10 protein-coding genes are annotated in these 11,632 nt (G+C 41.2%); 3 read left to right on the top strand and 7 right to left on the bottom strand.

From position 1 onward, the window contains the following. Positions 1-38: 38 nt before the first annotated feature. The 3 genes from RL70_RS00535 to RL70_RS00525 all read right to left on the bottom strand — a co-directional run bounded on the left by RL70_RS00535 (position 39) and on the right by RL70_RS00525 (position 2,311). Positions 39-764: an amino acid ABC transporter ATP-binding protein gene (locus RL70_RS00535; RefSeq protein WP_039041491.1), complete on the bottom strand. Its 726-nt coding sequence runs from the start codon at positions 762-764 to the stop codon at positions 39-41. Positions 765-778: 14 nt separating this feature from the next. Further along, a complete protein-coding gene (locus RL70_RS00530) occupies positions 779-1,408 on the bottom strand; it encodes an amino acid ABC transporter permease (RefSeq protein WP_197054058.1) in 630 nt (209 codons plus the stop codon). 75 nt (positions 1,409-1,483) lie between these two features. Beyond that, a complete protein-coding gene (locus RL70_RS00525) occupies positions 1,484-2,311 on the bottom strand; it encodes a transporter substrate-binding domain-containing protein (protein ID WP_197054059.1) in 828 nt (275 codons plus the stop codon). A 416-nt stretch (positions 2,312-2,727) separates the two neighbouring features. Between RL70_RS00525 and mgtE the strand changes: the two genes are divergently transcribed. Then, on the top strand, positions 2,728-4,110 hold the full coding sequence (gene mgtE, locus RL70_RS00520) for a magnesium transporter (protein ID WP_369795165.1): 1,383 nt from the start codon (positions 2,728-2,730) through the stop codon (positions 4,108-4,110). Positions 4,111-4,172: 62 nt separating this feature from the next. On the opposite strand, the gene RL70_RS00515 is transcribed toward mgtE, so the two are convergent. Both RL70_RS00515 and RL70_RS00510 read right to left on the bottom strand, forming a co-directional pair. Then, a complete protein-coding gene (locus tag RL70_RS00515; RefSeq protein ID WP_039041485.1) occupies positions 4,173-4,790 on the bottom strand; it encodes an NAD(P)-dependent oxidoreductase in 618 nt (205 codons plus the stop codon). Beyond that, positions 4,787-6,307 carry a succinate CoA transferase gene (locus RL70_RS00510; RefSeq protein ID WP_039041484.1) on the bottom strand — a complete coding sequence of 507 codons (1,521 nt, stop codon included), beginning with the start codon at positions 6,305-6,307 and terminating at the stop codon, positions 4,787-4,789. The genes RL70_RS00515 and RL70_RS00510 overlap by 4 nt, the downstream gene beginning before the upstream one ends. Before the next feature lie 351 nt (positions 6,308-6,658). Here RL70_RS00510 and RL70_RS00505 point away from each other — a divergent pair, with 351 nt between their 5' ends. Further along, positions 6,659-9,076 (top strand): EAL domain-containing protein, encoded by a 2,418-nt coding sequence (locus tag RL70_RS00505; RefSeq protein WP_052245697.1) that lies wholly within the window; start codon positions 6,659-6,661, stop codon positions 9,074-9,076. Between the two features lie 32 nt (positions 9,077-9,108). On the opposite strand, the gene RL70_RS00500 is transcribed toward RL70_RS00505, so the two are convergent. Then, a complete protein-coding gene (locus RL70_RS00500) occupies positions 9,109-9,714 on the bottom strand; it encodes a cyclopropane-fatty-acyl-phospholipid synthase family protein (protein ID WP_039041483.1) in 606 nt (201 codons plus the stop codon). Between the two features lie 19 nt (positions 9,715-9,733). Then, positions 9,734-10,672 (bottom strand): magnesium transporter CorA family protein, encoded by a 939-nt coding sequence (locus RL70_RS00495; protein ID WP_039041482.1) that lies wholly within the window; start codon positions 10,670-10,672, stop codon positions 9,734-9,736. Positions 10,673-10,945: 273 nt separating this feature from the next. On the opposite strand from RL70_RS00495, the gene RL70_RS00490 reads away from it, so the two are divergent. Beyond that, positions 10,946-11,578 carry a CBS domain-containing protein gene (locus RL70_RS00490; protein ID WP_039041481.1) on the top strand — a complete coding sequence of 211 codons (633 nt, stop codon included), beginning with the start codon at positions 10,946-10,948 and terminating at the stop codon, positions 11,576-11,578. Positions 11,579-11,632: the final 54 nt, after the last annotated feature.

Here is an 11,632-nt window from a genome sequence, read left to right as displayed (position 1 = left end):
AAATCACTATGTCAGTCTAGATAGAGGTTTTTACTTCACTAAACGTTTACCATTTCTAAGAATTGTCGAGTTCGTTCATTTGAGGAGTGGTTGAAGAATGTGTCAGGGTCTGCGTCTTCGATGATGATTCCTTCGTTCAGCATAATGACGCGGTCTGCAACTTCTTTGGCGAACTTCATCTCATGGGTAACGACAACCATCGTCATTCCTTCGTCTGCCAAGTCTTTCATTACTTGCAGGACTTCCCCTACCAACTCAGGGTCAAGTGCAGACGTTGGCTCGTCAAACAGCAATGCTTTCGGTTCCATTGCGAGTGCGCGGGCAATCGCAACACGCTGTTTTTGACCACCTGACAACTTATTTGGATAGACATCTGCCTTATCGGACAGACCCACTTTTTCCAGAATTTCAAGAGCTGTTGTTTTAGCAGTAGACTTGGCTACCTTTTTGACCATGATTGGCGCTTCCATCACATTTTCAAGCACCGTCTTATGAGGGAATAAGTTGAAATGCTGAAATACCATCCCCACTTCAGCCCGGACTTTTGAAAGATCGTCTTTTTTCTGATTCACTCGTTTTCCGTCAATCGTAATGACGCCTTCATTGGTCAATTCCAAGAAATTCAGGCACCGAAGGAATGTACTTTTCCCCGATCCACTAACACCGACGAGAACAACAACTTCTCCTGGATGCACTTCCATATCAATTCCTTTTAACACTTCAAGTTTTCCAAATGACTTATGGACGTTTTCTGCTTTGATCATCGTATCTGCCCCCATTATTTATCCACATCCAATTTGTTCTCATACCACTTCAGTAACGCAGTGAAAATCAGAACGAGAATAAGATAGTAAAGACCGACTACGAGAAACGTTTCAAATTGCTTGAAGTTAGATGCTGCAACACGATTGGCAACACCGAACAATTCAGATACACCGATTACGTAAACTAACGAAGAGTCTTTCAATGTAATGATGAACTGGTTGCCTAGTGGCGGTATTGCGCGTCGCAATGCTTGTGGAAATACAATACGTCTCATTGTCTGAGAACTATTCATCCCTAACGCAAGACTCGCTTCTCGCTGACCTCGGTCAATCCCTTGAATCGATCCTCGGAAGATTTCCGCAATATAGGCTCCATTATGGATACCTAGAGCAATTGCACCCGCCCAGAAGTTTTCCAGTATGATAATCGAAGTGATCCCGAAGTAGAGGAACATGATTTGTACGATTAAAGGAGTTCCTCGTATCAGGGTGATATATAAGTTTGCGATGGTCTGTAATATTTTAGAGTGGGAAATCTTCATTAGTGCGAAGATGATCCCAAGGATTGTTCCTATAACTACTGCAATCGCTGTAATTTCGATGGTCAATAGACCTGCTTCTAGGAAGCCTTTGTAGGTTTGCATGAATACCTCATAAAAGGTTACAAATAACTCAGGCACCGGCACACCAGCTTTCCATTAAATAGGTGATTAGTTCAATCATTCTAATAACTCAACACCTTCTAAATCGATGTCAAGAAGGTCGCGACCGAACCACTTATCTGAAATCTCTTTGTACGTTCCATCATCAATAAGTGCTTGAAGTGCTTCATCCAATGCTTTTGTCAATTCAGGATTTTCCTTATTTACAGCAATCGATGGCTGTTCTACCCACATCGGTTTTCCGACTTCCTTCACTTCAAATCCATTATCGATTGCTTCATACCCAACAATATCAGCAGTGATAACAGCATCTAGACGACCTTTTACTGTCAAATCTTTAAGCGCTACTACGTCACTACTATAGTACTGGACGTTATCGGATAATTCTTTTGCAGGCGCTTCATACGTGGATTGCGCAACGACACCAATTTTCTTACCCTCAAGATCATCTGGACCTTTGACTTCGTCATTATCTTTTGCAACAAAGATCATTCCACCAGAATAGTAGTAAGGCTCAGTGAAATCTGCTTGTTCTGCACGTTCCTTTGTGTATGCCATCGAACCGATAATTGCATCAAACTTCTTACCAACTAATCCCTGTAAGATCGTTTCAAATGGATTTGTTACTGGATTCGGTTCAAGGTCCATCTTTTCAGCAAGCGCATTTCCAATTTCAATATCAAAACCTGTTAGTTCTCCGTCTTCCTCAAAACTAAACGGTTTGTATACACCACTTGCTGCAAATGTGAATTTCCCTTTTTTAACTAAATCGTAGCTGGTATCCCCAGATTCACCAGCATTTCCAGACGATTTGTCATCATCATCTTTACCACAGGCTGCAAGCAGTAGAACCGATGCAGCAAGCATCAATAACATCATCTTCAATTTTCCCATTCTATGAAACTCCCCTTTTGTATTAGCCTATTGGCTATTTTTTGTGCTCTCTATTGCACTTTCCCTAGTAGAATTCATTTAAACATGAAAATTACAAAAACAGTAATGAAACTGTAATATTAGTTTTAATTTCGTAGCTTCTCTCCTTTCCTCCCCTTGTTAAATAGTTATAAATTAAATACGGTGGAGATGGTTTCCTAGTACTGCTTATTCACAATGCATGATCCTCTCCTTTGAAATTGTAGGTTGTTCTATTAAAACACAAATTGACTGATAAATGAATTTTTATTCTAAAATTTGAATAAACAACTGTTTAGATAATAGCTTGATTGTTTCCTTTTCATCTAGAACGGGCATAAGCATTATTAAGTCTGAATGATAGAATGAGCAAATATGAGGTGATTGGCGTGGCGTTGTTACATAAAGAAAAAAAGAAAGAGACTTTAGACAAAGTACAGCTGGAGAGAGCCATAATTCGGGTTCTTAACGAAGGAAAGAAAGATACGTTTCACGAAATCATCAATGCATTAGAAAAGTACGAGATTGCCTCCCAATATAAGGAGCTTCCTAGGAAACGAAAAACATTATTTTTGGAATGGCTCTCTATTCAAGAACTAACCGAATTGCTGCGCTATCTTAGTAAAGATGAACAACTCTCTGTACTAGAAAGGATTGGACCAGATCGTTCTACTGAAATTTTACATAAGATGCAAAATAACGATTTAGCTTTTTTATTAACAGGGCTTTCTAAAGGTAAAATTGATGATTTAATTGCTAAAATGCGGCGCGAAGAATTGGAGTCTATTCTCCATATTATGGATTATCCTCCTAAAACGGCCGGTCGCGTCATGACTAACCGTTACATACCTATCTCTCCGCAACTCTCTGTTACCGATGCTGAGCAAAAACTTAAAAAGTTCGAAAACCTAGCTCATTTTATCAATTACTTATACGTAGTGGATGAAGACCAGCGACTGATCGGGGTGGTCACCTTTAGAGATTTACTGCTTGCAGATGATGATCAGCGCATAGCTGACATTATGAGGACAGAGCCCATCCAAGTCGATGTGCTCACTAAACAGGAAGACGTTGCCAAACTGATTGGAAGATACGATTTCGATGCTATCCCTGTCACAACAGGTGATCATGTACTAGTCGGAACCATCTCTGGTGATCAAGTGCTGGACATCGTCGTCCGTGAAGCAGACGAAGACATTGAAATGCTGCTAGCCTCAGGTAAGTCCATCGACTTCCGGACGAAACCCTTAGTTGCCGCTCGTCGCAGACTGCCATGGCTGATTTTGCTTTTATTCATAGGACTGGTGTCTGGGAGTATCATTTCGAAGTTTGAAGACACATTGAATGCAGTTGTCGCCCTCGCCTTTTTCATGCCTATGATTGCTGGAATGACGGGTAACACGGGTACGCAGTCGTTAGCTGTTGTCGTACGTGGATTGGCATCTGAAGAAATGACATGGAAAAAAACACTTAAGTTAGTGATGCGGGAAATTGTTGTAGGAGTTGTCATAGGGATCACATGCGGCTTGCTCATTGCAATCATCGCATTCTTTTGGCAAGGAAGTATGGTACTTGGTTTTGTTGTCGGTGTTTCCCTTCTTTCGACACTCATTATCGGGACCATCGCCGGAACGATAATCCCATTACTCCTTAATAGGTTCAATGTCGATCCAGCCGTCGCTTCTGGTCCTCTTATTACCACATTAAACGATATATTATCGTTACTTATTTACTTCGGCATCGCAACGATGTTCCTTTCACAATTGAGTTAATGGCAAAAGCCCGCACATCCCTTTGTTTATGGGATGTGCGGGCTTTTGGCCGTATAAAAACCTTAGTATGCAATTCCTACTCTAGCATGAAGATGATTGCACGCAACCAACTCATTCTCAGCAAAGTGTGCGGTGTCTCCGGAAGAAATTTGTTTCCCCTCCACGGGCAACCAGTTGTCTAACGTCCGGTAGGTTCCTGTAATTTCTCCATCCGGTAAATAGGTTGGACAAACGATGGTCCAGTCCAAGTCGGATGCTGACAGCGATCGATACGCAGCATGATGCTCCTCTGCAGCTGTTGTCAGTTTTCGATTGGAATCTCCCGCTTCATAACGAAGTCGTTCAGGGTCCATCCGGCTTTGCAAAATGCCAGCTGTACCAATCGTTAGAATCCTCTTTATATGTTCATTTCTCATAGCCTCGATTATGTGAGGAGTCGCTTCGCTCAAAGTCGTTGTTTTATCTGTTCCAAGCGCACTCACCACCGCCTCACTACCGAGGATAGTTGTCGCAATAGCAGCTTGGTCCTTGGCATCTCCTTGAATGACGGTCAGGCTAGGATGAACTGGCAACTTCTCAGGATTTCGGGCCAGGGCTGTTACGTGATGTCCACTATCAAGCAATCGCTGCAATAAGATAGAACCTACACGACCAGTGCCACCGAACAGTGAAATTCTCATGATTGCGTCACTTCTTCTTTCGACTCGCGCATAGTTCCTGTTTCCGCTAAACGAATGTGCCAGCTTAACGCTTTCTCAAGAATATGAGGGGTATGTCCACCACGAAGTGCTGCTTCTTCATAGTATGCCCATAATTCCTGGCGATACGAAGGGTGTGCGCATCGGTTAATGATCAACTCCACCCGTTCTTTTGGCGCAAGTCCCCGTAAATCTGCGTATCCTTGTTCAGTGACTAGGATGTCCACGTCGTGCTCCGTATGATCGACATGGGAAACGAATGGTACACAACTTGAAATCGCGCCCTTTTTCGCAAGAGACTTGGTCACAAAAATAGCCAAACGGGCATTACGAGCAAAATCTCCTGACCCGCCAATCCCATTCATCATTTTAGTCCCTGTAACATGCGTGGAATTAACGTTGCCATATATATCGAATTCGAGTGCTGTGTTAATGGAAATCGTACCAAGTCTGCGAATAAGTTCTGGATGATTCGAAATTTCTTGTGGACGCATAACAATTTTCTCTTTATAAAAAGGTAGGTTATTTCTTAAAATGTCCATGCGTTCTTCAGTTACAGTAATCGATGTGCATGATGCTGATTTCACTTTTCCCGCATCAATGAGTTCAAACACAGAGTCCTGTAGTACTTCAGAATAGACTTCTAAATTTTCAAATTCGGAATCTAACAAACCATGAAGAACCGCATTTGCTTGCGACCCAATTCCTGATTGCAAAGGGGCTAATTCTTTCGTCAACCTGCCTGCAGCAATCTCAGATCGTAAAAATTGAAGCAAATGTCCAGCCATCACTTCCGTCTCTTCATCTGGTTCGTCGATTGTCGAAAACGAATCATATTCTTCCGTCAACACAATCCCGATTATTTTATCCGGATCAACAGGTATTCCATAAGTTCCAATCCGCTCATCTGGATGAGTCAAAGGAATCGGCTCACGATCTCCTAACACACCTGGATCGTAAATATCGTGCACGCCTTCCCACTCTTCAGAATGGGCAACGTTGATCTCTACTATTATGGACTTCGCATGTTCTGCAAAAATCAAAGAATTCCCAATAGAAGTCGAAGGAATAATCGATCCATCCTCTGCAATTGCAACCGCTTCCAGAACAGCAATATCTACTTGCGGTAACACACCGCCCCGGATCAGTTCAGACGTATTAGACAAATGATGATCGACAAATAACAAATCCCCATTATTAATACCTTTACGCATCGTAGCATCTGCCTGAAACGGCAGCCGCTTATTTACAATTCCCGCTTCTGTAAAGAGTTTATCGATATCATGTCCTAGCGAAGCCCCTGTAAATACATTTACTTTGAAAGACTCTGTTTGAGCTCGCTTTACGAGTGCTTCCGGAATTGCTTTTGCGTCACCTGCACGTGTAAAACCACTTAAGCCAAGTGTCATTCCGTCCTGAATCCAAGATGCAGCCTCTTCTGCCGATACCACTTTCTGTTTTAATGATTCCCGTCTAATTCTGTCCAACTGTCCATCCATTTCCGACAGCTCCTTAATGTAATAGTCTAAGATGATTTCTGATCTTTCAGTGTAAATAGTTTTATGTAAGCCGATATAATCCTTGCATATCTGTTCATCTTACATGATACCTTCGCCACCAATTCACTGCAACCTGTCTAAAGATGTGTCTAAAAAACGAGAACTATTTGTATATTCCAATGTAACAGATAAGTTTATCTCTAAATGGCTAGAAGGTCTAAAGATGCAGTGTTATAATCGAATCATAAGTACTAGGCACTTTTACTCAATTATTAACATATAGCTAATATTAAAAAAACCATTACCCGTCCTAAGTGAAATTCACCTAGTACAAGAAAGGATTCCGTGACTATGGTGTTAACAGATGCTCAAAATATACCTTCACTATCACGACTTCTCGATGAAAAATTCTGTGTGTCGATAACAGATACGAACGGTAAGATTACGTATGTCAACAAACATTTCTGCGAACTGACTCAATTTAATCCAGAAGAGCTGATTGGGAACACGTATCAAGTACTGTCTCCGAGTCATGATCCTCAAATGGTATTTGAGGAGATGAACCTTACCGATGATGAAGAACCCATTAAGCAACTGATTGTTAATGGTCTTGCAAAGGACTTAACTCCTTATTGGGTAAGAGCTACAGTCGTACCTGTCATCAACGAAGACGAAGTGACAACACACTATATTTCCATTGATTCGGACATTACGGAAGAATGCCTGACTTCCCAAAAATATGATGAAACATTAAAAGTGTTACATAATTTACAGTCTGCACTGGATCATGCCTCTGTCATTGCTGTTACTGATGCTGTGGGTGTCATCAAGTATGTAAACCCTAAATTTTGTGAACTCTCCAAGTACGCAGAAGAAGAGTTGTTAGGAAAGACACACCGAATCATTAATTCAGACTATCACCCTAAAGAATTTTTCAGAAATATGTGGGAAACGATTCAAGGTGGTGAAGTTTGGCGTGGTGAAGTAAAAAATAGAGCTAAGGATGGTTCCTTTTACTGGATGAACACAACCATCGTTCCTTTTTCAAATGATAACGGAAAACCCTATGAATATATCTCCATTCGAACTGACATTACTGCACGGATCGAGGCAGAGAAAGCGCTGGAATCTGCATTGAAGAATGATTTCCGGACGACTGTTAAGAACTTGCAAAATGCAATTTTCAAATATGAAGCAGATGAAAATGGACGTATTTTCATCACTTTATTGGAAGGTCAAATTTGTGAAAAACTAGGTCTGACGAGCAATCTGATAAATACCCGTGGAGAATCAAATCCTTTCAGTCGTCTAGAGCTTCAACAACTACGACCATTTGCATACGCAGCCCTTAATGGGGAGCCCTGTCAATTCGAACTCGATTATTTAGACCACAGTTTTATTATTTATTTGTCTCCCGTACAGGAAGATGGAGCGGTAATCGAAGTCGTAGGAACGTGTGTCGAGATTACCGAGCGGAAAAAGGCAGAAAAACTTGTAGAACATATGGCATTTTATGACGCCTTGACCGGCCTTCCTAATCGCAGACTATTTAAGTCTCAGGTCAACGAAGCCATCAAAGTGGCTGATACCTTTTCCATTCTATATTTAGATTTGGATCGTTTCAAAAACATTAACGATTCCCTAGGTCACTTCATTGGCGATGAGGTGCTGAAAGCAGTTGCCGAACGACTTACCCTTTGTCTTGGACCGAATGACTTAGCCTGTCGTCTCGCTGGCGATGAATTTGTCCTTATGATAAGAGAGACTGATAAGGACATAGTAAACGAGATCTCGCTTCGTATCATTGAAGAGATTTCGAATTCCTATACATTTAAATCGATTGAAGTGTACATCACTCCAAGCATAGGAATTAGTCGTTTTCCGTTTGACGGTGAAGATTATGACACTCTACTGCGAAATGCAGATACAGCATTATTTCTTGCAAAGGATCAAGGAAAGAGCACTCACCGTTTCTTTACTCAAGAATTGAATAATGACATGATCGAGAAAACATTGCTTGAAATGGATTTACGTCAAGCAATCAGTCGAAATGAAATGGAACTCCATTATCAACCCCAATACGATATGAAAACGGGAACCATGACGGGGGTTGAAGCGTTAGCGCGATGGAATCACTCCCAGAAAGGGTTAATCTCCCCTGGACAATTTATCCCTATTGCAGAAGAAAGCGGCCTAATTCTACCTATTGGATTATGGGTGTTGGAAACTGCATGTGCTCAAGCCAAGCAGTGGCAAGATCGGGGATTTCCAAACATCCGAATGAGTGTGAACGTTTCAATTCGTCAGTTCAAACAACCAACTTTCATCAACAATGTTCTCAGAGTTCTAAAGAAGACTGGATTGGATCCTACCTATTTAAACATTGAAATCACTGAAAGCATGACAACGGATGTGGACTACTCACAAAAGATTTTGCAGCGACTGCATACCGAGGGAATCCACGTCAGTATTGATGATTTTGGGACAGGGTATTCATCTTTAAGTTATTTAAGTAAATTTCCGATTACGCATTTAAAGATCGATCAAATCTTCTTGCAAGATCTCAGCAGTAGCAACACTGCGATTATTAAAACCATTATTGAACTTGCAAAAAATCTAAGCATCGATGTCATCGCAGAAGGTGTTGAAACAGATGAGCAAGCCACATTTTTAAGTACGCTTCGCTGTGATGAGGTTCAAGGATTTCTCTATTCCCGACCTTTACCGAAGCTTGAAATTGAGGAACTTCTACAAAAGGTCACTGCTTAAAAAGCCAGCCCAATATGCGGACTGGCTTTACTTCATTCATATCGATAGATCAATATACGTTCATCCTCATTGTCAATTGACAGCATTGGGATGGGGATTTCTTCAATTCGTTCAAAAGGAGTTTGTTCTTCCAAAAAGTACACGAAGGCAGTCGTGGGGTAATAAAGGATGATATCTACCTGTCGCTCATAACGGTCAACAGAGTCTAACACATTGCGAATGACTGTCTGGAAAACCTCCACTGAAAAAGGGTTGAAAAAGTAGAAGACATTTTGTCTAGCTTGAATCTGATACGTTTCTGCAGTAGTTTGTTCAAATTCAATAGAGCCGCGAAACCGTTTCTGTGAAGCTCGAAAATCTGCGAGATTGACAAACGCTTCTTGTAACAAACGTCCATTCAAGTCGACGCCTGTGACGATGCTTCCAAAACGATACGCGCTATAGATAGGGACCCTTCCTTTGCCGCACCCGAAATCCACGAGATGATCCGTGGAACGTAGCGGATAGATTTCAAACAACGCTTCCAATACGCTGTACGGCGTCGCTTCATAGCGGTTATAATGCGCTGAACTTTGTAAGATTTCAATTGTGCCTTCCGTACGAATACGAAGGATTTTGTCCATTTCTTGATCGGTCATTCCTCACCCTCCTTTTCTTTCACTTGAACATGGACCGATTCGATTTGGTTTTCAAAATTTCTCCCATCCAGCCTTTCTTTTTCAAATAGAAATAAAGACCGAATGTAGTGGACAGAATGACGGTGAGTGCAAAGGCATAACCGTGTGCCCACTCAAACTCCGGAATCGACTTGAAGTTCATTCCCCAAATCGCCCCGAAAACTGCAGCCGGGGTAAAGATTGTCGTAATCACTGTGAGCGTTTTAATGATTTCGTTTCCTCGCTGATTGGATACAAGACTCTCCATGTCTGTTAGAGCCTCCACTTCTTGGCTGTACTCTCTTATCAGCATCTTGATTCGTTTTATTCTCGTGCATAGCCGCTTATACTCAAGTGTTCCAAGTTGTTTTTCTTCAAAAGTCTCTTCAATCGTCATTTGAACTTCGACTAATGGAATGACTAGGTTATTCCAAATAATCAATTCATGCCTGCTTTGTGCAATACGTTCTAGTAAAGCCATATTATTATTTTCTTTGATTTCCCAAATCATCTCTCTTAGACGATATTCAAACTGATCAATTTGCTCAAGAAATTTGTGCAGAACCGCATTTAGAAGGACGACAAATGCCTGAACTGCATTTTCCGAACCCTCCAGTTTTGATTCCATTTCTTCACGCGCTTCTTTCGGGAACAGGTCCTGATTTAACTGTGACGTCAACAACGTATCTTTCGTGAGAAAAAATGAAAAAGTCTTATTTTCATCTTTACTGTGCATGCTTTGTTCGTACGTAAGTCTCCCCCAAAGTGCCTCCTCATCCCGAACGGCCGTTGAGTTACCGATGACATCTTGTTTGTTCTTTTCAAGGGTTTCAAGCCACTTACTACTCATATGGGATTGATGGGAAAGTTCTGCCTTCAAATCGGTTTTCTGCTCGACTTCAATCCATTCCCAGTTATCATGCTTGAAAGAAAAATACACACCGATTCCTCTCTTTCATATGGTTCTTTTCTCTAGTTTACCTGTTCTTTCTACTGAAGCAAACTTGTGAAAGAGGATTTGCATCTAAAGAATACGGGAAGAAATAGATATCGTGTGACAACTTAGCCATTAGCAAGACTTTTCCAGGTGCGTACTATACAATAGAAGGTGAACAACGCGACTGAAAATACCTTGCTCAATGCTTTCTGTTTCACTTATAATGGTTTTTACAAAACATTTTGAAATGATTGAAAACAACTGGAGGGATTATGAATGCGCGTACGTGACTTATTAGTTTCTAGAAATTATGTAACTACAGTTAATGACAAAGATACTGTAACCGAGGCACTTGATAAAATCCGAAAAAGTGGCTTTCGTTCCGTTCCTGTCGTGGATGCGAATGACAACTACAAAGGAATGATCTACAAAATCCATCTTATTGAATATTTGTATGAACAGAATGGTAACGCGGATGCGACGCTGGATACGATTATAAAGCATCACGAGGATTCTATTGAAGAGACATCATCATTCTTGGATGCACTATTAAAAATCAAAGCACTTCCTTTCATTTCGGTTACCGATCACGGCAAACTGGTCGGTATTCTGACACACAACAAAATTGAAGGCGTGTTCCAAGATGCATTTGGTGTCAACACAGGTGGATTGAATCTTACTATTTCCTCAACGGAAGCTCGTGGAATGATTGAGAAACTTGCTCGTACACTTCGCGGTGAAAACATTGAAGGTATGCTAACGCTCGATAACGGTTCTGTGCTTGTAAGACGTGTTGTTCTAACACTCGAAGGTGAAAAAACAGAGGATGAAGTCGAAGCACTTCGTGCGAAATTAGAGAAATCCGGTTTCCGAATTCTTCAGATGGAACGCCTTGAAAAACAACTTTAAACTAATAAACGGACACCACGCTTTTTTGCGAGGTGTCCGTTTTTCATGTTTATT

Origin of the sequence: Sporosarcina sp. ZBG7A, assembly GCF_000813425.1 — a bacterium.
Classification (GTDB): Bacteria; Bacillota; Bacilli; order Bacillales_A; family Planococcaceae; genus Sporosarcina.
The sequence above is the reverse complement of the archived record's forward strand: the minus strand, read 5'-3'. Positions and strand labels throughout refer to the sequence as shown.

What these genes read in the sequence shown, in the direction of transcription:
- RL70_RS00535 (WP_039041491.1), bottom strand. Translation starts at nt 764, where the DNA reads ATGATCAAAGCAGAAAACGTCCATAAGTCATTTGGAAAACTTGAAGTG.
- RL70_RS00530 (WP_197054058.1), bottom strand. Translation starts at nt 1,408, where the DNA reads ATGCAAACCTACAAAGGCTTCCTAGAAGCAGGTCTATTGACCATCGAA.
- RL70_RS00515 (WP_039041485.1), bottom strand. Translation starts at nt 4,790, where the DNA reads ATGAGAATTTCACTGTTCGGTGGCACTGGTCGTGTAGGTTCTATCTTA.
- RL70_RS00510 (WP_039041484.1), bottom strand. Translation starts at nt 6,307, where the DNA reads ATGGATGGACAGTTGGACAGAATTAGACGGGAATCATTAAAACAGAAA.
- RL70_RS00505 (WP_052245697.1), top strand. Translation starts at nt 6,659, where the DNA reads ATGGTGTTAACAGATGCTCAAAATATACCTTCACTATCACGACTTCTC.
- RL70_RS00500 (WP_039041483.1), bottom strand. Translation starts at nt 9,714, where the DNA reads ATGACCGATCAAGAAATGGACAAAATCCTTCGTATTCGTACGGAAGGC.
- RL70_RS00490 (WP_039041481.1), top strand. Translation starts at nt 10,946, where the DNA reads ATGCGCGTACGTGACTTATTAGTTTCTAGAAATTATGTAACTACAGTT.